The 21,799-nt window shown below is 61.2% G+C and carries 23 protein-coding genes and 1 pseudogene; 7 read left to right on the forward strand and 17 right to left on the reverse strand.

Annotation, left to right across the window (positions count from 1 at the left end):
- Positions 1-11 precede the first annotated feature (11 nt).
- From AC07SU_RS03135 to AC07SU_RS03150, 4 genes are all read left to right on the forward strand, one after another.
- Complete coding sequence (locus AC07SU_RS03135) at positions 12-812, forward strand: transporter substrate-binding domain-containing protein (protein WP_494996176.1); 801 nt, start codon at positions 12-14, stop codon at positions 810-812.
- Positions 813-1,031: 219 nt separating this feature from the next.
- Positions 1,032-1,829: a transporter substrate-binding domain-containing protein gene (locus tag AC07SU_RS03140; protein ID WP_060767882.1), complete on the forward strand. Its 798-nt coding sequence runs from the start codon at positions 1,032-1,034 to the stop codon at positions 1,827-1,829.
- Between the two features lie 132 nt (positions 1,830-1,961).
- Complete coding sequence (locus AC07SU_RS03145; RefSeq protein WP_494996177.1) at positions 1,962-2,921, forward strand: amino acid ABC transporter permease; 960 nt, start codon at positions 1,962-1,964, stop codon at positions 2,919-2,921.
- On the forward strand, positions 2,914-3,648 hold the full coding sequence (locus AC07SU_RS03150; protein WP_038844774.1) for an amino acid ABC transporter ATP-binding protein: 735 nt from the start codon (positions 2,914-2,916) through the stop codon (positions 3,646-3,648). The genes AC07SU_RS03145 and AC07SU_RS03150 overlap by 8 nt, the downstream gene beginning before the upstream one ends.
- Positions 3,649-3,651: 3 nt before the next feature.
- On the opposite strand, the gene AC07SU_RS03155 is transcribed toward AC07SU_RS03150, so the two are convergent.
- From AC07SU_RS03155 to ubiE, 12 genes and pseudogenes are all read right to left on the reverse strand, one after another.
- Positions 3,652-5,559, reverse strand: coding sequence for a methyl-accepting chemotaxis protein (locus AC07SU_RS03155; RefSeq protein WP_176997250.1), 1,908 nt, complete (start codon positions 5,557-5,559; stop codon positions 3,652-3,654).
- Positions 5,560-5,706: 147 nt separating this feature from the next.
- Positions 5,707-6,579, reverse strand: coding sequence for a methyl-accepting chemotaxis protein (locus AC07SU_RS03160; protein WP_494996193.1), 873 nt, complete (start codon positions 6,577-6,579; stop codon positions 5,707-5,709).
- Positions 6,565-7,623 (reverse strand): annotated as a pseudogene (locus AC07SU_RS03165) (methyl-accepting chemotaxis protein); the annotation flags it as partial. The pseudogene AC07SU_RS03165 and the gene AC07SU_RS03160, both read right to left, overlap by 15 nt.
- A 203-nt stretch (positions 7,624-7,826) precedes the next feature.
- Entirely contained in the window at positions 7,827-8,534 is a 708-nt protein-coding gene (locus tag AC07SU_RS03170) for a 16S rRNA (uracil(1498)-N(3))-methyltransferase (protein WP_494996178.1), read from the reverse strand.
- Positions 8,531-9,322 (reverse strand): twin-arginine translocase subunit TatC, encoded by a 792-nt coding sequence (gene tatC / locus AC07SU_RS03175; protein ID WP_176997247.1) that lies wholly within the window; start codon positions 9,320-9,322, stop codon positions 8,531-8,533. Before tatC ends, AC07SU_RS03170 begins: the two co-directional genes overlap by 4 nt.
- The gene (tatB, locus tag AC07SU_RS03180) at positions 9,319-9,750 is read right to left on the reverse strand and encodes a Sec-independent protein translocase protein TatB (RefSeq protein WP_494996179.1); all 432 of its coding nucleotides are present in this window, start codon (positions 9,748-9,750) and stop codon (positions 9,319-9,321) included. The genes tatC and tatB overlap by 4 nt, the downstream gene beginning before the upstream one ends.
- 10 nt (positions 9,751-9,760) lie before the next feature.
- Entirely contained in the window at positions 9,761-10,039 is a 279-nt protein-coding gene (locus AC07SU_RS03185) for a twin-arginine translocase TatA/TatE family subunit (RefSeq protein ID WP_065875744.1), read from the reverse strand.
- Between the two features lie 25 nt (positions 10,040-10,064).
- A complete protein-coding gene (locus AC07SU_RS03190) occupies positions 10,065-10,397 on the reverse strand; it encodes a phosphoribosyl-ATP diphosphatase (protein WP_003209299.1) in 333 nt (110 codons plus the stop codon).
- Between the two features lie 2 nt (positions 10,398-10,399).
- Positions 10,400-10,792, reverse strand: a complete 393-nt coding sequence (gene hisI, locus AC07SU_RS03195) for a phosphoribosyl-AMP cyclohydrolase (protein ID WP_494996180.1) — start codon at positions 10,790-10,792, stop codon at positions 10,400-10,402.
- 41 nt (positions 10,793-10,833) lie between these two features.
- Positions 10,834-12,438, reverse strand: coding sequence for a ubiquinone biosynthesis regulatory protein kinase UbiB (gene ubiB / locus AC07SU_RS03200; RefSeq protein WP_494996181.1), 1,605 nt, complete (start codon positions 12,436-12,438; stop codon positions 10,834-10,836).
- Positions 12,435-13,058 (reverse strand): ubiquinone biosynthesis accessory factor UbiJ, encoded by a 624-nt coding sequence (locus AC07SU_RS03205; protein WP_494996182.1) that lies wholly within the window; start codon positions 13,056-13,058, stop codon positions 12,435-12,437. Before AC07SU_RS03205 ends, ubiB begins: the two co-directional genes overlap by 4 nt.
- Positions 13,058-13,828 carry a bifunctional demethylmenaquinone methyltransferase/2-methoxy-6-polyprenyl-1,4-benzoquinol methylase UbiE gene (gene ubiE / locus AC07SU_RS03210; protein WP_003171186.1) on the reverse strand — a complete coding sequence of 257 codons (771 nt, stop codon included), beginning with the start codon at positions 13,826-13,828 and terminating at the stop codon, positions 13,058-13,060. Before ubiE ends, AC07SU_RS03205 begins: the two co-directional genes overlap by 1 nt.
- 145 nt (positions 13,829-13,973) lie before the next feature.
- Between ubiE and AC07SU_RS03215 the strand changes: the two genes are divergently transcribed.
- The 3 genes from AC07SU_RS03215 to AC07SU_RS03225 all read left to right on the forward strand — a co-directional run bounded on the left by AC07SU_RS03215 (position 13,974) and on the right by AC07SU_RS03225 (position 15,779).
- A complete protein-coding gene (locus tag AC07SU_RS03215; protein WP_176997242.1) occupies positions 13,974-14,249 on the forward strand; it encodes a polyhydroxyalkanoic acid system family protein in 276 nt (91 codons plus the stop codon).
- A gap of 105 nt (positions 14,250-14,354) precedes the next feature.
- Positions 14,355-14,777: a phasin family protein gene (locus AC07SU_RS03220; protein ID WP_494996183.1), complete on the forward strand. Its 423-nt coding sequence runs from the start codon at positions 14,355-14,357 to the stop codon at positions 14,775-14,777.
- A gap of 12 nt (positions 14,778-14,789) precedes the next feature.
- A complete protein-coding gene (locus AC07SU_RS03225; RefSeq protein WP_494996184.1) occupies positions 14,790-15,779 on the forward strand; it encodes a phasin family protein in 990 nt (329 codons plus the stop codon).
- 188 nt (positions 15,780-15,967) lie between these two features.
- Here the strand turns inward: AC07SU_RS03225 and AC07SU_RS03230 are convergent, their stop codons facing one another.
- The 5 genes from AC07SU_RS03230 to AC07SU_RS03250 all read right to left on the reverse strand — a co-directional run bounded on the left by AC07SU_RS03230 (position 15,968) and on the right by AC07SU_RS03250 (position 21,704).
- On the reverse strand, positions 15,968-16,588 hold the full coding sequence (locus AC07SU_RS03230) for a TetR/AcrR family transcriptional regulator (protein WP_176997239.1): 621 nt from the start codon (positions 16,586-16,588) through the stop codon (positions 15,968-15,970).
- Between the two features lie 27 nt (positions 16,589-16,615).
- Entirely contained in the window at positions 16,616-18,298 is a 1,683-nt protein-coding gene (phaC, locus tag AC07SU_RS03235; protein WP_494996185.1) for a class II poly(R)-hydroxyalkanoic acid synthase, read from the reverse strand.
- A gap of 89 nt (positions 18,299-18,387) precedes the next feature.
- Positions 18,388-19,233: a poly(3-hydroxyalkanoate) depolymerase gene (gene phaZ / locus AC07SU_RS03240; RefSeq protein WP_025858688.1), complete on the reverse strand. Its 846-nt coding sequence runs from the start codon at positions 19,231-19,233 to the stop codon at positions 18,388-18,390.
- A gap of 165 nt (positions 19,234-19,398) precedes the next feature.
- Positions 19,399-21,078 carry a class II poly(R)-hydroxyalkanoic acid synthase gene (gene phaC / locus AC07SU_RS03245; RefSeq protein ID WP_176997237.1) on the reverse strand — a complete coding sequence of 560 codons (1,680 nt, stop codon included), beginning with the start codon at positions 21,076-21,078 and terminating at the stop codon, positions 19,399-19,401.
- Positions 21,079-21,326: 248 nt separating this feature from the next.
- On the reverse strand, positions 21,327-21,704 hold the full coding sequence (locus AC07SU_RS03250; RefSeq protein WP_101265685.1) for a gamma-butyrobetaine hydroxylase family protein: 378 nt from the start codon (positions 21,702-21,704) through the stop codon (positions 21,327-21,329).
- Positions 21,705-21,799 lie beyond the last annotated feature (95 nt).

The raw sequence follows: 21,799 nt of genomic DNA on the forward strand, positions 1-21,799 counted from the left end.
CAGGGGGATTCATGATCAACAGGTATTGTTCGGCATGGCTGATCGGCGCTATCGCGCTGATTCAGGTTAGCCTGGGGCAGGCAGGCGCCATCGATGATGCCGTTCGGCGCGGTGTGCTGAAAGTCGGTACCTCACCTACCTACATGCCTTTCGAAATGACCGATAAACACGGGCAGATCGTGGGTTTCGAGATCGACTTGCTCCAGGCCATGAGCCAGGCGCTGGGCGTAGAGCTTGAGTTGGTGGCCGTACCTTATGGCGACCTGCTGCCGGGGTTGGCGGCGAAGAAGTTCGACCTGATCGGCAGCGGCATGACCGTTACCCAGGAGCGCAACCTGAAGCTGAATTTCAGCGACTCCTTTATCGTGGTGGGCCAGACTGTGCTGCTGCACCCCAGCCTTGCCGGCCGGGTCGGCAGCGTGGAAGACCTGGATGAAGCCGGTTATCGCATCGCTGTCAGCGAAGGCACCACGGGGGAGTTGGCGGCGCGGCGATTTCTGGGGGCCGCACAAGTGACCCGTTTTGCAAACCCGCAAGACGGGGTCAGGCAGGTGGTGGAGGGCAAGGCTGATGCTTTTATCCACGACGCCCCCTATAACCTGATCGCGCTGGCCAGGCCGGAAAACAGTACGCTGCTGTCCCTCGAACAGCCCTTTACCTTCGAGCCGCTGGCCTTTGGCTTGAAGAAAGGCGATTACGACAGCGTCAACTGGATCAACCATTTCCTCAATCAGATCGCCCAGGATGGGACCTACGATCGGTTGCACGACAAGTGGTTCAGGGACACCGACTGGATGGTGGAAATCGACTGAAGTCATAACTACTTACACATCAATTGCTTGCCTTCGTGACTCGCCGACGTGTCTACACCTGCGCTGTGCTGCACCGTTGTGGGGCTTTTCCGACATACGCGGATAACAAATACCTGTGAAACCTTTGTGACGGGCATCGAGTGGGTTAGGATCGCACCCCGAAATGGTGCAGCCCTTTTTATGCGCCGACCTTACAAGAATCGTTCAGGGGACTTGATGATGAAAAAGTATCTTTCGATGCTGATGCTCGGCGTCACCGCACTGGTTGCCGCCACTGCGGCCCAGGCCGGCGCCATCGATGATGCGGTCAAGCGCGGCACGCTGAAAGTGGGCATGGACCCGACCTACATGCCGTTCGAAATGACAGACAAGCGCGGTGAAATCATCGGCTTCGAAGTCGACATCCTCAAGGCCATGGCCAAGTCCATGGGCGTCAAGCTGGAGCTGGTGTCCACCGGTTACGACGGGATCATCCCGGCCTTCTTGACCGGCAAGTTCGACATGATCGGCAGCGGCATGACCCTGACTCAGGAGCGCAACCTGCGCCTGAACTTCAGTGAACCCTTCATCGTGGTGGGCCAGACCCTGCTGATCCGCAAGGACCTGGAAGGCACCATCAAGTCCTACAAAGACCTGAACGACGAGAAGTACCGCCTGACCTCCAAGCTGGGCACCACCGGTGAAATGGTCGCCAAGAAGCTGATCTCCAAGGCCAAGTACCACGGCTACGACAACGAACAGGAAGGCGTGCTGGACGTGGTCAACGGCAAGGCCGACGCCTTCGTGTATGACGCGCCTTACAACGTGGTTGCCGAGAAGAAGGTCGGTAACGGCAAGTTGGTGTTCCTTGAAGAACCCTTCACCTTCGAACCCCTGGCGTTCGGCCTGAAAAAAGGCGATTACGACAGCATCAACTTCATCAACAACTTCCTGCACCAGATCCGCAACGACGGCACCTACGATCGCATCCATGACAAGTGGTTCAAGAGCTCCGAGTGGCTCAAGGACATGGAATAAAGGCTTTAGACCGAATTGCCTGTATCGCAGGCAAGCCAGCTCCCACAGTTGACGGTGTTCACACATCACAATGTGGGAGCGGGCTTGCCCGCGATGGCGGCCTCACAGGCAACACACATCCCGGAACGTGAAATGAAACAGAAAAAAGCCCAATGGCCCTGGCACCTGCTCACCGTGGTCGTGCTGGTCGGCCTGGCTGGCGCCTTGTACTACGCCACCTCGTTGATGTCCTACGAGTGGCGCTGGAACCGCGTACCGCAGTACTTCGCCTACCAGGCTGAAACGTCCCAACGCGCTGCCGACATCTCCACGGTGGTCGAGTTGGTACGCAAAGGCGACGTCGCCGAAGTCACCCTGCGCAACGACGCGGGCGCCGAGCAGAAGCTGACCGTTGCCGACAACAGCCTGCAAGTGGCTCGCGGCGATGACGTGGCCGAAGGCGATGTCGTCGGCGTGACCCGGCAGTGGGCGTTGGGGCCGTTGATGTGGGGCTTGTGGACCACGCTGTGGTTGTCGGTGGTGTCCGGCATTCTGGGCCTGGTGATCGGCTTGGCGACCGGCCTGTGCCGCTTGTCCAGCAACCCAACGTTGCGCGATCTGTCGACGATCTATGTCGAACTGGTGCGCGGTACGCCGCTGCTGGTGCAGATCTTCATTTTCTATTTCTTTATCGGCACGGTGCTCAACCTGTCCCGGGAGTTTGCCGGCATCGCGGCGCTGTCGCTGTTCACCGGTGCCTACGTGGCGGAAATCGTCCGGGCCGGCGTGCAGTCCATCACCCGTGGCCAGAACGAAGCCGCCCGTTCCCTGGGCCTGAGTGCCAGCCAGTCGATGCGCCATGTGGTGTTGCCGCAAGCCTTTAAGCGCGTGCTGCCACCCTTGGCCGGGCAGTTCATCAGCCTGGTGAAAGACACTTCGCTGGTGTCGGTGATCGCGATTACCGAATTGCTCAAGAGTGGCCGCGAAGTGATCACCACCTCGTTTTCGCCGTTTGAAATCCTGTTCTGTGTGGCAGGCCTGTACCTGCTGATCAACCTGCCGCTGTCGAAAATGGCCAGCCGGCTTGAGCGGAGGCTCGCGCAAAGTGATTGAAGTCCGCGATCTGGTAAAAGTCTTCGACACCCGTGGGCAGGTGGTGCGCGCGGTGGACAACGTGACCACCCAGGTGGCCAAGGGCGAAGTGCTGGTGGTGATCGGCCCGTCGGGTTCCGGCAAGTCCACCTTCCTGCGCTGCCTCAATGGCCTGGAAGAATTCGACTCGGGCTCGGTGAGCATCGACGGCCTGCAACTGGCCGACCCGAAGACCGATGTGAATGCCTACCGCCGCGAAGTCGGCATGGTGTTCCAGCATTTCAACCTGTTCCCCCACATGACCGTGCTGGAAAATCTGTGCCTGGCGCAAAAGGTCGTGCGCAAGCGCAGCAAGAAAGAACGCGAAGCCAAGGCCCTGGCCCTGCTGGAAAAGGTCGGTATTGCGCAAAAGGCCAACGAATTTCCGTCGCGCCTCTCCGGCGGTCAGCAACAACGGGTGGCAATTGCCCGGGCCTTGGCGATGGACCCCAAGGTGATGCTGTTTGACGAACCCACCTCGGCGCTGGACCCGGAAATGGTCGGTGAAGTCCTGGACGTGATGAAGACCCTGGCCCTGGAGGGCATGACCATGGTCTGCGTCACCCACGAAATGGGCTTCGCCCGCGAAGTGGCTGACCGGGTGCTGTTCTTCGATCACGGCAAGCTGCTCGAGGACGCCGCCCCGGCCGAGTTCTTCGATGCGCCGAAAGACCCACGCGCCCAGGCATTTTTGCGCCAGGTGTTGTGATCTTCAGAGCCTGAACTTGCCGACCAGGGTCTGCAGGTCCAGGCTCAATTTTGTCAGCTGAGCACTGGCTGTCGCGGTTTCCTCACTGGCGGCGGCTGCCTGTTCCGACACGTGCTTGACCTTCAATACGCTGCGATTGATCTCCTCTGCCACCAGGCTTTGCTCTTCGGCGGCAGCGGCTATCTGCGGGTTCATGTCCTGGATGACCGACACCGTGCGGGCGATGGCTGCCAGTGCCTCCCCTGCATCACGGGTCAGGCCTACACTGTTGTCAGTCAGGCTGCGGCTGCTGCTGATCATGTCGGCGACTTGCTGGGTGCCGGCGTGCAGGCTTTGGATCAACCCTTCGATTTCTTCGGCGGATTCCTGGGTGCGTTGGGCCAGGCTGCGCACTTCGTCGGCGACCACGGCAAACCCTTCGCCGGCCCGACCTGCACGCGCTGCTTCGATGGCTGCATTCAAGGCCAACAGGTTGGTCTGCTGGGACACTGACTTGATCACGTCCAGCACGCTGCCGATCTTCTGGCTTTCCTGCTGCAACGCGAGCATTGCCTGGCTCGAGCGCGTCATTTCGCTGGCTAACTGGCCGATTTGCTCTATGGCCAGGGTCACCACCTTATCGCCGGTGCTGGCTAGTTGGTCAGCCTCGGTTGCCGCCGCCGACGCCTGTTCGGCATGCCGGGCGACTTCCTGAGCAGTGGCGAGCATTTCGTTCATCGCCGTGGCGACCTGATCGGTTTCATCTCTCTGGTGGCTGATGCCGGCACGCGCCTGCTCGGCCGCCGTCGACAACTGCGTGGCAGCACTGGCGACTTGCTGGGCACTGCCGCCTATGCCACTGATCAGGTTGCGCAGGTTCTGGGTCATCTGGGCGATGCTTTGCTGCAGTTGGCCCAGTTCGTCACGGCGTTCGACCCGGGTGGTGTGGCTCAGATCGCCATTGGCGATGCGGTTGGCAGTGGCGAGGGTTTTTCGTAGCGGTACTACGATTTGCCGGGCGATCCACCACGCGGCAACGCTACCCAGCACCAAGGCCGCGAGGGTGATGCCTACCAGCAGCGTACGTTTCCGGCGTGCTTCATCGTCACCCTTGAGCACTTGGTCCTGGCTCAATTGCTCGCTTTGCTCAAGCAGTCTGTTGAGTTGTTGCTCGAAGCGGTTTTGCACTGTTTCGGTGTTCAGCTGGGCGTCCTTGAGTGCCGTAAGTTGAGTGCGATACGCCGCCAGGTCTTCCTTGAGCACGCTGGAGTCGACGGGAAGCGCGGTCACCGCAGCCAGCGCCGTTTCCAGTGCATCGAGTGTCTGGCTGATGCTCTGTGCGTAGGCTTGCAACGAGTCGGCGGACCAGGCCGGGCGTTGAGTGCGGTTCTCGGCCTGGCTGATGGCTTGACGCAGGTTTTCGATGGCCTCCAAGGCGTTCTGGTCGTGTTGGTCAGGCAATTCGCTGGCCAGTTGGGCCAGTGTGTCGCCCGCCTGGAGCGCGGTTTTTTGCACCGGAGTGCGCGTGCTCTCCCGGTGTTCGATCAAGGGTGGCAATTGTGCCAGCGCCGCTTTGAATGCATTCACCAGTTGGGTCGCTTGTTGCGCACGCGACAGGTCGTCCGGGTCTTTCAATCGGCTGGAGAGGTAGGCCAGTTGCTGCTCGATCTCTTCGATCTGGGTGCTCATCTTGCCCAGGCTGGCCGTGTCAGTGAGGGTGCGATACACAATACGATCAGCTCGCATGGCCTGCGCTACAACGGTCAGCTTGCCCAGCACCGTCAGGTTGCCTGAGCGGTCCAGCGCAGCACTCAACGCCTGCCAACCGGTGACCGCAATGATAAGGCTGAGGATCAGCACCTGGCCAAAGCCCAGGGCCAGTTTGAGCGTGACACTGGCATTGCCCAGCAGGCGGGTCAGCCGACGAAACATGGGGAGCCTCCGAATCAGAGAAAGCGTTCAGTGCTGACGCTAATTCGATTCAAAGGCGAGCGGGGACATGGCGGGATGATAAGCGTGTAGGAGATTTCACAAGTTGCTGGCGCGCGGCGACCGGAGGCGGTCGCCGCGCACAGAGGGTCAGACGCGAAAACGCCCGACCAGGGTTTGCAGGTAGATGCCCAGGCGCGCCAGCTCGGCGCTCGATGCCGCGGTTTCCTCGCTGGCCGACGAAGTCTGCTCAGACACATCACGTACATTCAGCACACTGCGGTTGATCTCTTCGGCCACCGCGCTTTGTTGCTCGGCAGCCGTAGCAATCTGCGAGTTCATCGCCTGGATGGTCGAGACCGTGCGCGTGATATTGCCCAGCGCATCGCCGGCACGGCGGGTCAGCTCGACGCTGCTGTCAGTGAGACCACGGCTGTTGTCCATGATCGTCGCCACCTGCTGGGTGCCGTTTTGCAGGCCGACGATCAGCTCTTCGATCTCTTCGGTGGATTTCTGGGTGCGCTGCGCCAGGCTGCGCACTTCATCAGCCACCACGGCGAAGCCACGCCCGGCCTCACCGGCACGTGCCGCTTCAATCGCTGCGTTGAGGGCCAGCAGGTTGGTTTGCTGGGCCACCGACTTGATCACGTCGAGCACGCTGCCGATCTTGTCGCTTTCACGTTTCAGGTCGCCCATCGCGACTGTGGAGTTGCCCACCTCGGTGGCCAGGCGTTCGATCTGGGCGATGGCTTCGCCGACCACCTTGTCGCCTTCACGGGCCTGCTGGTCGGCGGCCACGGCAGCTTCGGAGGCTTCCTCGGCGTTACGCGCCACTTCTTGCACGGTAGCGGCCATTTCGTTCATGGCGGTGGCCACCTGGTCGGTCTCGACCTTCTGGCTGTTGACCCCGGCGCTGGTCTGTTCCGTCACGGCCGACAGTTGCTCGGCGGCGCTGGCGATCTGAGTGACACCGTCGCTGATGCCGCCGATCAACTCACGCAGGCCCACAGTCATGCTCTGCATGGCGCGTTGCAGCTGGCCCAGTTCGTCCTGGCGCAGCGAGTCGAGGTTGTGGCTCAGGTCGCCGGAGGCGACGCGCTCGGCGACCTTGAGGGTCTGGTTCAGCGGGATGACGATCTGGCGGGTGATGGCCCAGGCGGCGACCAGGCCGAAGATCAGCGCCAGAGCAGTCGCCAATAGCAAGAGGTTCTTGGCCTGCGCAGCATCGGTATCACGCACCACGGTTTGGGAGGTGGTGAGTTTGTCGCTGTTGCCCAACAGGATATCGCCCTGGGCGGTCATGATGACCAAGGCGGCTGCGCTGGCGGTTTGAGAATCACGGTATTGGCTGACGGCGGCACGATAGGCCTGTAACGACACACCGGCCTCTTGCAGGTTGGCCTGGTAGGTTTCTGGCAGTTGGCCTTGCAGCTCGGTGATTTTCTTTAGGGCGTTGTCGATGGCGTCGAGTGCGGGCTGTTCGGCGTCGGTCTTGCCGCTGTAGGTGTAGCCGCGCACCTGGAAGCGCGATTGCTGGATCAACTTGCTCAGGTCGACCACGCTATTGAACTGGGTGACGCTGTCGCCTTGCAGCAGGGCTTTTTCAATCTCGTTGATCTTGGCCACGGCGTTGTCGGCGGTGTCGCCGAGCTTGCTGCGCGCCCCTTCACGCTTGAGGCCGGCCTGCACCATGGCGCCGAAGGCTTTTTTGTATTGGTTGAGGGCGTCCAGTTGCTGTTCGACCAGGGCCTTGTCGTCGGGTTGCTCGATCAGGGTTTCGGCGGTTTTCAGGCCGCTGTCCAGCTTGGCTATCAGGTCGTTGACGGCGCCCGTGCCTTGTTCGCCACGACGGGTCTCGAAGTCCAGGCGCGCCAGGCGCAGGTCCTTGGTCAGGCCGTTGAGGCTGGAGATAAAGCCCAGCTTATCGCCGCGACTGGTCACATCGCCCAGGCCGGTCCAGCCGGTGAAGGTGATCAACAGCGTCAGGATCAACACCAAGCCAAAGCCAATGGCCAGCTTTCGATTGACGCTCACATTCCCCAGTTTTTCGGCTAACCAACGATACATGCTGCGATCTCCTTTGGAACAAGGCTTGGACTTATTCAAAGGTTATCGGCTGCGCAGGAAGATTCTGTAGCGACACTGATCCCCTGTGGGAGCGGGCTTGCCCGCGATAGCGGTGCATCAGTCACAGGTCGGCTGGCTGATACACCGCTATCGCAGGCAAGCCAGCTCCCACACAAGCCGGCTCCTACAGGGGGTTGAAGTGGTTAGAAGAGGCGGGCGAGCAGGGCGGTGACGGCGGTTTCGACGCGCAGGATGCGTGCGCCAAGTTGTACCGGTTGCAGGCCGGCCTTGGCCAGCAGGTCGACTTCGTAGGGGATCCAGCCGCCTTCCGGGCCGATGGCCAGGGTGACCGGCTCGTCCAGCCCACGCGGGCACGCCGGGTAATCGCCCGGATGGCCGATCAGCCCCAGGGTGCCTTCGGCCATGGCCAGCAGGCGGTCCTCGACGAACGGCTTGAAACGCTTTTCGATGATGATTTCGGGCAGCACCGTGTCGCGCGCCTGTTCCAGGCCGAGGATCAGCTGCTCGCGAATCGCCTCAGGCTCCAGGAACGGGGTCTGCCAGAAACTCTTTTCGACCCGATAGCTGTTGAGCAGCACCACTTTCGGCACGCCCATGGCGGCTACGGTTTGCAGCACCCGACGCAGCATCTTCGGGCGCGGCAAGGCCAGCAGCAGGGTCAAAGGCAGTTTGGCGGGCGGCGGTTGGTCGAAGCTCACGTGCAGTTCGGCTTCGCCGGCGTCCAGGCGCAGCAACTGGGCGTTGCCCATCAACCCGCCAATACGGCCGACGCGCAGGCTGTCACCGACGGCCGCACGGTGGACGTCCTGCATGTGCACCAGGCGCCGGTCACGCAGCACCACACGGTCGGCCGCAATGAAGTCGGCCTCTTCCAGTAACAGCAGGTTCACGGCTGGGTCGCTGGCGGCTGGTCGTCGTCGGCGGGCTGGTCATCCGGGTGATCGCCACGCTTGCTGATCAGGCTGCCGAACAGAATGCCGATCTCGAACAACATCCACATCGGCACGGCCAGCAACGTCTGCGAGAAGATGTCCGGCGGCGTGAGGATCATGCCGACCACGAAGCAGCCGATGATCACGTACGGGCGGATCTTCTTCAGGTACTTGACGTCGACCACGCCGATCCACACCAGCAGCACCACGGCCACCGGGATTTCGAAGGCCACGCCAAAGGCGAAGAACAGCGTCATCACGAAGTCGAGGTAGCTGGTGATGTCGGTCATCATCTCCACGCCGGCCGGGGTGGCCGCGGCGAAGAACTTGAAGATCAGCGGGAACACCAGGAAATAGGCGAACGCCATGCCGGTGTAGAACAGCAGGATGCTCGACACCAGCAGCGGCACCGCGATGCGCTTCTCATGCTTGTACAGGCCCGGCGCGATAAAGCCCCAGATCTGGTGCAGGATCACCGGGATCGCCAGGAACAGCGAGACCATCATCGTCAGCTTCAACGGCGTGAGGAACGGCGAGGACACGTCGGTGGCGATCATCGTCGCGCCGGCCGGCAGGTACTGGCGCAAAGGCGTAGAGACGAAGGTGTAGATCTGCTGGGTAAAGGCGAACAGCCCGGCAAAGATGATGAAGATCGCCGCTACGCAGCGCAGCAGGCGGGTACGCAGCTCGGTGAGGTGCGAAACCAGCGGCATGTGCTGGTCGTTTTCCGGTTTATCAGCGCTCATGGGGCTCGCGGCGGCAATGTAGGGTCATGGGGAGCGGGCGACGCAACGGGCGCCGGCGCAGGCTCTGTGGGGCTGTGGACGGCCGGTGCCGGGGCGGGTTCCGCCACGGGTGGCACCTGGGCCACGGGCGGCGGCGCGATGCTCTGCTCGGCCACAGGTTCGGCCGGCTTGGCAGGCTCCTGCACCGGGGAGAGGATCTTGCGCGCTTCCTGCTCCAACGAAAGGATGTGCTCGTTGTGCAGTTGGCGACGAATCTCGTCGGCGCCGATTTCCCGTTCAACTTCCTGTTTGATGGCGTTGAAACTGCGTTTCAGGCGCCCGATCCACAGGCCGGCCGTGCGCGCGGCACCGGGCAGGCGTTCCGGCCCCAGTACCAGCAGGGCAACAAGGCCGACGAGGAGCAGTTCAGAGAAGCTGATACCAAACATTAGTCAGTGCTCACGAGTCTTTGCGGGTCGGCTCTTCGACTTTCTCAGCCTGCACGTCGAAGGTACGACGCTCGGTGATCGGCTGGGTGGCCTGCGGGTGCACAGGCTGGGCTGGCGGCACAGGGTTGGCCACCGGGTCGGCCGGCTTTTCGTCATCGTTCATGGCTTTACGGAAGCCCTTGATCGATTCGCCCACGTCAGTGCCCAGGTTCTTGAGTTTCTTGGTGCCGAACACCAGTACCACTACCACCAGAATGACGATCCAGTGTTTCCAGTCAAAAATGCCCATGCTGCAATTCCTCTGTAAAAGTTATTCAGGCGGACGGGCGCGAGGCCTTTTCGGCATGCCCGGACAAGCCGAAGCGACGGTCCAGTTCATCCAGCACAGCCTGCGGATGCTGCCCCAGTTGGGCGAGCATGACCAGGCTGTGGAACCACAAATCAGCGGTTTCGTAGATCACATCGCTGCAGTCGCCGCTGATTTGCGCGTCCTTGGCGGCGATGATGGTCTCGACGGATTCTTCGCCGAGTTTTTCCAGGATCTTGTTCAAGCCCTTGTGGTAAAGGCTGGCGACATAGGAGCTGTCGGCGTCCGCGCCTTTGCGGTCTTCCAGCACCTGGGCCACGCGGTTCAGGGTATCGCTCATGTTCAGTGTCCTGCCGAGTAAATGGCGTGCGGGTCTTTGAGCACCGGCTCTACAACCTTCCATTCGCCGTTTTCGAACACGCGATAGAAGCAGCTGTGACGGCCAGTGTGGCAAGCGATGTCGCCGATCTGCTCGACCATCAGGATCACCACGTCGGCATCGCAGTCGAGGCGCATCTCGTGCAGGGTCTGCACGTGCCCGGACTCTTCGCCCTTGCGCCACAGTTTGCCACGCGAGCGTGACCAGTAGATGGCGCGCTGCTCGGCGGCGGTGAGGCTCAGGGCCTCGCGGTTCATCCAGGCCATCATCAGCACGCGCCCGGTCTTGTAGTCCTGGGCAATGGCCGGCACCAGGCCGTCACTGTCCCACTTGATCTCGTCCAGCCAGTCTTTCATGTTCGGCTCCGGCAATTTGCGACAGTGTATAACCGGATTGGCTATCGACGCACGATCAGATAAACACCCACGGCGACCATGATGCCGGCCGGCCAGTGGCCCAACTCATTCAACGGCCCGCCGAGGGCGAGTATCACGCCGCCGACCAGGTGCGCGGCGCCCAGCAGGCGCAGGAACCAGTCGTCCTTGCGCTTCTTCCAGGGTGGTGCCGGGTCCTTGGCGTGGGGCTGGGACATGCGCTCCAGCAGGTCGCGGGTCATGTTGGCCAGGTGCGGCAGTTGTTCCATCTGGCTGTGCAGGTTGCCCAGTACGGTTTTCGGGCTCATGCGCTCGCGCATCCAGCGTTCCAGGAACGGCTGGGCGGTGTTCCACAGGTCGAGGTCCGGGTACAGCTGGCGGCCCAGGCCTTCGATGTTCAGCAGGGTTTTTTGCAGCAGTACCAACTGCGGCTGCACTTCCATGTTGAAGCGCCGTGCGGTCTGGAACAGGCGCATCAGCACCTGGCCGAAAGAAATATCTTTTAACGGTTTTTCAAAGATCGGCTCGCACACGGTGCGGATCGCCGCTTCGAATTCGTTGAGCTTGGTTTCGGCCGGTACCCAACCCGAATCGATGTGCAACTGCGCCACGCGGCGGTAATCGCGCTTGAAGAAGGCGAACAGGTTGCGGGCCAGGTAGTCCTGGTCTTCCGGGGTCAGGCTGCCGACGATGCCGCAGTCGATCGCAATGTACTGCGGGCTCCACGGGTTCACGGTGCTGACGAAGATGTTGCCCGGGTGCATGTCGGCGTGGAAGAAACTGTCGCGGAACACCTGGGTGAAGAAGATCTCCACGCCGCGCTCGGCAAGCATCTTCATGTCGGTGCGCTGGTCCGCCAGGGTGGCGAGGTCGGTGACCTGCACGCCGTAGATGCGCTCCATCACCAGCACTTTGGGGCGGCACCAGTCCCAATACACCTGGGGCACGTACAGCAGCGGCGAACCTTCGAAGTTGCGCTTGAGCTGGCTGGCGTTGGCGGCTTCGCGCAGCAGGTCGAGTTCGTCGTAGATGGTTTTTTCGTAGTCGGCGACCACGTCCACCGGGTGCAGCAAGCGCGCATCGGCGCTGAAGCGCTCAGCGGCGCGGGCGAGGATGAACAGCCACGCCAGGTCCTGGCCGATGATCGGCTTGAGGCCCGGGCGGATCACCTTCACCACCACTTCTTCGCCGGTCTTCAACTGGGCGGCGTGGACCTGCGCCACGGAGGCCGAGGCCAGCGGGTCGACATCGAAGCGGCTGAAGACGTCGCTGATCTTCTTGCCCAGTTGCTCTTCGATCAACTTCATCGACTGCTGGGAATCGAATGGCGGCACGCGGTCCTGCAACAGCATCAGCTCGTCGGCGATGTCTTCGGGCAACAGGTCGCGGCGGGTCGAGAGGATCTGCCCGAACTTGATGAAGATCGGCCCCAGGTCCTGCAACGCCAGGCGCAGGCGCGCACCCCGGCTGAGCTCCAGCGGCTTGCGCGGGAACCAGCGCCACGGCAGCACATAGCGCACCGCCAGCAGAAACCACGGCAGGGGCAGGGCGAACAGCAGGTCATCGAGGCGGTAGCGGATTACGACGCGCTGGATACGAAACAGACGGCGGACGGCGAGCAGCTTCATGCGTTATCGCTTGGATCAAGGGAACGGCTCAGGCGCTCGAAGCGGGCCTCGAGGCGTTCCAGGTCGATTTTGGCCTTGTCGAGTTCACGAAAGCGCGCTTGCGCTTCCCGTTCTCCGACCAGGGTGCGCGATTCTTCGCTCAGGTATTCGGCGAGGTTCTGGTTGAGGCTGGCGAACCCCTGCTGGTACCAGCGCGTGCGGCTGCGCAGGTGCCCGCTGATCAACTGGGTGGCCACGGGGCCAATCCAGCGCGACAGTTCGTATTCCCAGTCCAGTTCCAGGTCTTGCAGCACGGCGGCCAGGTCCATCAGCACCGAACTGTCACCTTCGAGCTCCACCTCGGCGCTGTGCAGGATGGCGGTCTTGTTGCGGCTCAGGGCCAGGTGCAACAGGCTCGATGCCGGCGCACGCAGGGTGCAGTCGGCGTCGGCAGCCCAGTCGCTGGCGAGCAGCAGGCCTTCATCGCTGGGCAGGATAAACAGCTGCAAGGCGGGGCTGCGACAGTCGACAGCAATGATCTTGCCGTTCAAGTGCGCGAGCCGCGCCAGGGCGGTGCTGTCCAGGCGCAGCACACGGTTGATACCGTGCTCTGTGCTTGCGAGAAGGCCTGCGAACAGCATCAGGGCTTGATGCCGCGGTGCAGGGCGACGATGCCCGAGGTCATGTTGTGGTAGGTCACGCGGTCGAAGCCGGCTTCTACCATCATCGACTTCAGGGTTTCCTGGTCGGGGTGCATGCGGATCGATTCGGCCAGGTAGCGGTAGCTCTCGGCGTCATTGGTGATCAGCTTGCCCATCAGCGGCATGAAGGCGAAGGAGTAGGTGTCGTAGACCTTGGACATCAGCGCGTTGGTTGGCTTGGAGAACTCCAGCACCAAGAGGCGGCCACCGGGCTTGAGCACGCGCAGCATGGAGCGGATCGCGTCTTCCTTGTGGGTCACGTTGCGCAGGCCGAAGGCAATGGTCACGCAGTCGAAATGGTTGTCCGGGAACGGCAGCTTCTCAGCGTCGGCCTGGACGAACTCGATATTGCCGGCCACGCCTTTATCCAGCAGGCGGTCGCGACCGACCTTGAGCATCGAGCCGTTGATGTCCGCCAGCACGACCTGACCCGTCGGGCCAACCAGCTTGGAAAACTTGGCGGCCAGGTCGCCTGTGCCGCCGGCGATGTCCAGCACACGGTTGCCGGTGCGCACGCCCGACAGCTCGATGGTGAAACGCTTCCACAGGCGGTGCATGCCGCCCGATAGCACGTCGTTCATCAGGTCGTACTTGGCGGCTACGGAGTGGAACACCTCAGCGACTTTTTCCGCTTTCTGGCTTTCCGGAACGTTCTTGAAGCCGAAGTGAGTGGTGGGTTCGGCATCGCTGCCTTTGCGCTGATCAGTCATATCGCTGTCACCAAAAGAGAATGCGGGACATGATAATCCCCGCGACCTGCTTTGTCTTGGCAAGGCTGAAGGTAAGATAGGCGGTCACCGAGACCTTTTGCCGCATGGAAGGTATCCATACCGTTATAAAAGAGGAGTCATTGCAATGGCCCGTATTACCGTTGAGCGTGCACATTCCCTGGGAAAAGAAGGCGCGCGGGCAAAGGCCGACAAGTTGGCGAGCAAACTCAAGGAGCAATATGGCCTGGAGTCCACATGGTCTGGCGATACCTTGAACCTCAAGCGTTCAGGCGTTAAAGGCACTGTGTCGGTGGCCGAGGATTCCTTGCGTATTGATGTGGAGCTGGGGCTGTTGATGTCGGCCATGAGTGGCACTATCAAGTCCGAAATCGAGAAAGCCCTGGATAAGGCACTGGCCTGATCCGGATCTACTTAGGGTGCCGATTCTAATTTTTCTGCCTACTTTGTGCCCAAGCCCTCAACTCCTGCGGGCCGTTCCTCAACCCTTTTCTGCGTGAGGTGTGCCATGGCCAAAGTTATTTTGAAGAAAAAAATCGACGTTCAGTCCACCGCCCTGAGTGACGTTAAAAGCTATGCCCGCAAGATCTGGCTGGCAGGGCTTGGTGCCTATGCCAAGGTCGGCAGCGAAGGCAGCGAGTACTTCAAAGAGCTGGTCAAGAAAGGTCAACATGTTGAAAGTAAAGGCAAAAAAGTTGTAGTTGAACAACTTGATGCCGCCAACAGTCAGATTGACCAAGTAAAGAGTAATGTCTCCAGCGTCAAAGGCCTGGTTGAAGTTCAACTGGATAAAGTTGAAAAAGCTTTTGACATACGCGTTGCAAGTGCCTTGAATCGGATCGGCATTGCGTCTAAACATGACGTGGAGACACTCTCTGCTAAGCTCGAAGAGCTGACGACATTGCTAGAACGTGTCGCGCGTAAACACTAAGGAGACATCGGGATGGCTGTTAAAAAGACTACTCAGAAAGAAGGCAGCTCGTGGGTCGGGGAAGTTGAAAAATATTCCCGTAAGATCTGGCTTGCTGGTTTAGGCGTGTACTCGAAGGCTAGCATTGGTGAAGGCAAAAAACTCTTCGAGTCTTTGGTCAAGGACGGTGAGAAAGCCGAGAAGTTGACCAAAAGCACAGTGGGTAAAACAGTTGAAGCGGCCAAGGCAACTGCCGGTTCCGCCAAGTCGGGTATTTCTGACACCTGGGGCAAGTTGGAAGAAACTTTCGACAAGCGCCTCAACAGTGCGATTTCGAGACTGGGCGTACCCAGTAAGGCAGAGCTGAAGGCACTGCACAGCAAGGTCGACACGTTGACCAAGCAAATCGAAAAACTCACCGGCGCCAAAGTGGCCCCTGTGAAAACCGCTGCCGCCAAACCTGCTGCCAAACCGGCCGCTAAAACCGCAGCGGCCAAGCCTGCAGCGAAACCTGCAGCCAAGCCTCTGGTAAAAGCTGCTGCCAAACCGGCTGCAAAACCTGCGGCCAAGGCACCCGCCAAAGCCGCCGCTAAACCAGCTGCCAAGCCTGCGGCTAAAACAGCAGCGGCAAAACCGGCTGCCAAGCCTGCCGCTAAACCAGTGGCCGCTAAAGCCGCTGCCAAACCGGCTGCTAAACCTGCCGCCAAGGCCGCCGCAAAACCAGCCGCCAAGCCAGCGGCTAAAACCGCAGCCGCTAAACCTGCTGCCAAGCCCGCTGCTGCGAAACCTGCAGCCAAACCGGCTGCTGCTAAACCTGCGGCCGCCAAGCCTGCGGCAAAACCAGCCGCCGCGAAGAAGCCTGCGGTAGCGAAAAAACCAGCAGCGGCCAAGCCTGTTGTTGCGGCCAAGCCAGCCACTCCGGCACCTGCCGCTTCAACAGCCAACTCGGTGTCCGCACCGACCCACGCTGCGACCACCCCGACTGCAACGCCGGTAACCCCGACGCCCTCCAGTCAGTCCTGATTTTCTCAGGGCACAAAAAACGCCCGGCCTGTAAAGGTCGGGCGTTTTTTTATGGAAGTCTCACCTATATCGCACTTCCAATGTGGGAGCGGGCTTGCCCGCGATGACGGAGTTTCAGTCACATAGATATTGGCTGATCTATTGCTATCGCGGGCAAGTCGAATCGTCGCACCGCCGCTCCCACAGTTTTAATCGATTTCATCCAGATATTTCAGGGCAAACTTCTCGGTCGCCAGCCGCGCCGGCAGCAGCAAGTGCGGCGCCACCAGCATCACGATCTGGTAGACCACCACCCGTATCTCTCCTTCACGGTCGAGAATCCGCTGGTAGTCCAGCGAAAACAGCAGGGTCAATGTGATTTGCTCCACCAGTTGCCCCAGTGCCTGGGTGCCACTGACCAGTTGCCCCGAGGTCTTCAACCGTGCCAACAGCGACGCCAGCGTACGCTTGAGTGCCGTGAGCAGGTGGCGAATGCCTTTGGCCAGCTTCGGCAGGCGCCCGGCCAGGTTCGACAGGTCCTGGAACAGAAACCGGTAATGGGCCATGCGCTCGACAATCAGGTGCAGGAACAGCCAGTAATCCTCGGCCTCCAGCTGCGCGTCAGCGGGCGGATCGAGCAGGGGCGCCAGCTCGCATTGAAAGCGCTCGAACAGCCCGAGCACCAAAGGCTCCTTGCCATGGAAGTGGTAGTAGAGGTTGCCGGGGCTGATCCCCATTTCATTGGCCACCTCCATGGTCGACACGTTCGGCTCGCCCTTCTGGTTGAACAACTGCAGGGCACATTCAAGGATACGGTCGCGGGTCTTCATCCAGTCTTCTTAATGTGATCGTTGAGTTCAGCGCACGCGCACATAGGTGCCCGGCGCTGCTTCCATCGGTGGGTAGTTCTGGTTGCCCAGGGCGGTGAGGGTTTCGCGCTGCACGCCGGAGCGCTGTTGCACCCATTCCAGCCACTGCGGCCACCAACTGCCTTCGACGTGGCTGGCGTCGTAGTACCAGGCGCGCGGGTCGCTGCTCAGTTTGGGGTTCTCGACGTAGTTGGCCTTGGGGTTGCCCGGCGGGTTGAGGATGCTCTGGATATGCCCGCTGTTGGACAGCACGAAGCGCCGCTCGCCCCCCAGCAACTGGGTGGAGCGATACACCGCGTCCCACGGCGTGATGTGGTCGTTGATCCCGGCCACGCTGAAGCTGTCCACCGTGACCTTCTGCAAGTCGATAGGCGTGCCGCACACCTCCAGGCCACCGGGATGGCTCAGCGGGTTGTGCTTGAAGAAATCCAGCAGGTCGCCGTGCAATGCGGCGGGCAAGCGTGTGTTGTCGTTGTTCCAGTACAGGATGTCGAAGGCCGGGGGTTCCTTGCCCAGCAGGTAGTTGTTGATCCAGTAGTTCCAGATCAGGTCATTGGGGCGCATCCAGGCGAACACCTTGGCCATGTCGCGGCCGTCCAGCACGCCCTGTTGGTAGGAGCGGCGTTTGGCCGCCTCCAGGGTTTGCTCGTCGGCAAACAGCGTGGCGGGGCTGTCGATCTGGCTGTCGAGCAGGCTTACCAGGTAGCTGGCGCTGGAGATGCGCCGCAACTGGCGCTTGGCTTGCAGGTGGCCTTGCAGGGCGGCGATGGTCAGGCCACCGGCACAGGCGCCCATCAGGTTGACCTCCCGCGCGCCGGTGATGGCCCGGCAGACGTTGAGGGCTTCTTCCAGCGCCGCAACGTAAGTGGAGAGCCCCCATTCGCGATGGCGCACGTCCGGGTTGCGCCAGCTGACCATGAAGGTCTGCAGGCCGTTCTTGAGGGCGTACTGCACGAAGCTGTTGGCGGGGCTGAGGTCGAAAATGTAGTACTTGTTGATTTGCGGCGGCACCACCAGCAGCGGCTTGGCGTACTGCTTTTCGCTCATGGGCTTGTACTGGATCAGCTCCAGCAGCTCGTTGCGAAACACCACCGAGCCCGGGGTGGTGGCAACCGTCTTGCCCACTTCGAACGCGTGCTTGCTCACTTGGCGCGGCAGGCCATTGTTGTGCAGCAGGTCTTCGAACAGGTTGGTGACACCGCGCACCACGCTGTTGCCCCCGGAGTTGAGCAGCTCCTTGACGGCCAGCGGGTTGAGCAGGGTGTTGGAAGGGGAGACGGCGTCGTTGAGCAGGGAGAAGGCAAAGTGTGCGCGGGCCCGGTCATCGGCGCTCAGCGAGCTGTCGTCGATCCAGTGGCGCGTCTGCTTTTGCCAGCTCAGGTAGGCTTGCAGGCTGCGCCGATAGAGCGGGTTGAGCTTCCAGGTCGGGTCGCTGAAGCGGCTGTCATTGGGGTTGGGCTCATGCACGGTTTCACCCAGCAGCACGCGACCGAGTTGGCCGCTCAGCGCCCAGGCATGACGAGCGGTATGCACCGGGTTGCGCAAGCCGTGGGCGGCAACACTGCGCAGCGTCGACAGCAAGTCCCGACCGCGCAGGCCGGTGATCGCGTTTTGCGCATTGATGAACACGGCAGGGGTGGGCGCCGGGTTCGTCACGGGTCTTTCTCGCATGAGCCAACACTCCTTCGTCAAGCCATCAAACAGGCACGCCAATTCAGAACCATAGTCGGTTCCTGGCAAGTTGCGCGGCGGTGTGGTCCTTACACCGCAGGTCGCGGATGAATCACCGCGCGCAGGCGCTCCTCCTCGAGAAATTTCATGATGATCGGCGCCACCGCTTCGGCCCGGGTGATCAAGAACAGGTGGCCATCGTCGATGATGTGCAACTGTGCGTTGGGAATGCGCCAGGCCAGCATGCGCATGTTGATCAGCGGGATCAGCGGGTCGTCATCCCCCGCCAGCACCAGGGTGGGTTGGCGGATCTTGTGCAGCCAGTGGATGCTGGTCCAGCCCAGCCCGGCAAACAGTTGCCAGTAGTAACCCAGCTTGCCCGCCGAGCGCACTTTGCTGGCGTGTTCGGCGGCCAGTTTCGAATCGCGGCGGAACGAGCCGCCGTAGATCATCGGGGCGATGCGCACCACGTGGGACGGCTGGATGTAACGGCGTGGGCTGGCCATCAGCCACAGCACCTTGGGTTTGCCCGGCACCATCACCGCACCCGCCGCCGTGGCGGCGAGGATCAGCTTCTTGCAACGCTCCGGGTAGTCGTAGGCGAACTGCTGCGCCAACGCGCCGCCCCAGGACACGCCCACCGCGTTCACCTGGCCATAGTCCAGGTAGTCGAGCATGCGTGCCGTGAGCTTGGCCAGGCCGGGAAAGCGATAGGGGCGGTTGGGCGTGGATGAGCCGCCCACGCCGGGCACATCGAAGGCGATCACTTCCAGGTCCGGGTCCAGGGCCTGGACAAACGGAAACACCAGCTCAAGGTTGGCGCCGATGCCGTTGAAGATCAGCAAAGGCGTCAAGTGAGGCTTGCCCGGGCGCACCGCCGTGCGGATGGTCTGGCCATCCAGGTCGATGGTACGAAAGATGAACGGTTGCGGCATGCTCAAGCCCTGTCAGGTGGTGCAAAGATCCAATGGACGATGCGGTCCATGTGGGAGCTGGCTTGCCTGCGATGGCATTCTTCCTGCCAGCCCATCAACAACTGGCCCACCGCTATCGCAGGCAAGCCAGCTCCCACAGGGGCTGCATTTCAACCAAACATCTGCTTATCGTTCGTGTACATAAGTGCCCGGCGCTGCTTCAGCTGCGGCGTAGGTTTTATTTCCTAGCGAAGTCGGCGCCTTCTTCAACTTGCCTGCCCGATCCGCCTGCCACGCCTGCCAGTGCAACCACCAGGAATCGGTGTGCTTGGTCGCGTTCTCCTGCCATTCCAGTGCACTGCACGCCAGGCCATCACTGGTCTGGTAGCGCGCCTTGGGGTTGCCCGGAGGGTTGAGAATGCTCTGGATATGCCCGCTGCTCGACAGCACGAACTCCACCTTGCCGCCAAACAACTGCGCCGACTTGTAGCAGGACTGCCACGGCGTGATGTGGTCGTTGGTGCCGGCCAGCGAGTAGATATCGGCGGTGACCTGCTTGAGGTCGATGGGCGTGCCGCACACTTCCAGGGCGTTGGCGCGTACCAGCGGGTTGTTCTTGAACAGTTCGATCAGGTCGCCGTGGAACGCGGCCGGCAAACGTGTGGTGTCATTGTTCCAGAACAGGATGTCGAACACTGGCGGTTCGTTGCCCAGCAGGTAGTTGTTGACCCAGTAGTTCCAGATCAGGTCGTTGGGGCGCATCCACGCGAACACCTTGGCCATGTCGCGACCCTCCAGCACGCCGGCCTGGTAGGAGTGGCGCTTGGCGGCCTCAAGGGTTTGCTCGTCGACGAACAGCGCCACCTGGGTGTCCAGGGTGGTGTCCAGCACGCTGACCATCAGGGTCAGGGCGTTGACCTTCTTCTCCCCCAGCGCGGCATAGTGGCCGAGCAAAGCGGTGCAGGTGATGCCGCCCGAGCAGGCGCCGAGCATGTTGATGTCTTTGCTGCCGGTGATCGCCGTGACCACATCCACCGCTTCCTTGAGCGCCTCGATGTAGGTCGACAGGCCCCACTCGCGCTGGGCCTTGGTCGGGTTGCGCCAGCTCACGATAAAGGTCTGCTGGCCATTGCGCAGGCAGAAGCGCGCCAGGCTCTTGTCCGGGCTCAGGTCGAATACATAGAACTTGTTGATCTGCGGCGGCACTACCAGCAGGGGGCGCTCGTGCACCTGTTCGGTGATCGGCTTGTACTGGATCAGCTCCAGCACGTCGTTGCGAAACACCACCGCGCCTTCGGTGGTGCCCAGGGTCTTGCCCACTTCAAAGGCGCCCATGTTGACCTGGCTCGGCATGCCGCCGTTGTGTACCAGGTCCTTGGCCAGGTGGGAGAGGCCATCGAGCAGGCTCTTGCCACCGGTTTCAAAGAAGCGTTTGACCGCCGCCGGGTTGGCCGCGCTGTTGGTAGGGGCCATGGCTTCGGTCATCAGGTTGATCACAAAGTGACCTCGGCTGATGTCCTGTTCCGACAGGTTGCTGTCGCCGATCCAGTCGTGCAGCTCCTTGCGCCACGCCAGGTAGGTCTGCAAATAACGTTTGTAGAGCGGGTTCTGGCTCCAGGCCGGGTCATGGAAACGACGGTCGTCGTGTTCCGGCACCAGCTGGGATTTGCCGAACATCACGTTCTTCAATTCGACGCCGAAGTGGGCGACGTGCTTGACGCTGTGCAACGGTTGCTTGATGGCTTGGGTCAGCACCATCTTCGCCGAGGCGAGCAAATCCTTTTTCCGTAACGCGATGATCGGGTTCAGCCCCAGGGTGTTTTCCGAGGCCTGGCGTTTCAAGTCATCGTTGTTCTTGTTACTCATCTACGACGCTCCATTGTCCGAAAGACGAGTACCGGGTACCGCTGTGCACCAGGTTTCGATACACAACACAAGCCAGGTACGCGACTCGGGTGACCGTTGATACCGCATCGTCAAATGCAGGGAACTTGCCAGTTCCATTGGTTACCCGAGTTTAATTTTTTTCGCAAGCGGGCCAGTCATTGGCCGCGCGACAGGGCATTCAAGCAGATGAAATTAGAAAATGCTCTCTAAAGAGCAAGAGGCGTGTGCTAGAGCATCAGCCGCACGACCGACTCGCTCGGGTCGCGGGTTTTTCCAGCGGCTTTGAGTTCGGCCAGGTAATCGGCCCACAGCGCGTCCTGACGCACGGCCAGCTGGTAAAGGTAGTCCCAGGTGAACAGCCCGCTGTCGTGTCCGTCGTCGAAGGTCAATTTCAGTGCGTACTGACCGGCCGGTTCTATCTTGGTCAACCGTACGTTGAGCTTGCCGAATTGCAGGATGGGTTTGCCGTGACCCTGGACCTCGGCGGAAGGCGAGTGGGTGCGCAGCAGTTCGGCGGAGAGTTGGTACACCTCGTCGGGCCCGTAGGTGAGGCCGAGGGTGTTGGAGGTTTTGTGCAGGTTTACGGCAGTGGGGAATTTGGTCATAGGAGATGATCCTGAAGAAACCGGCTCAAAAATGTGGGAGCTGGGGTGGGGGGGGGGGGGGGGGGGGGGGGGGGGGGGGGGGGGGGGGGGGGGGG

The sequence above is a fragment of the Pseudomonas sp. GW821-FHT05H12 genome, from assembly GCF_059419385.1.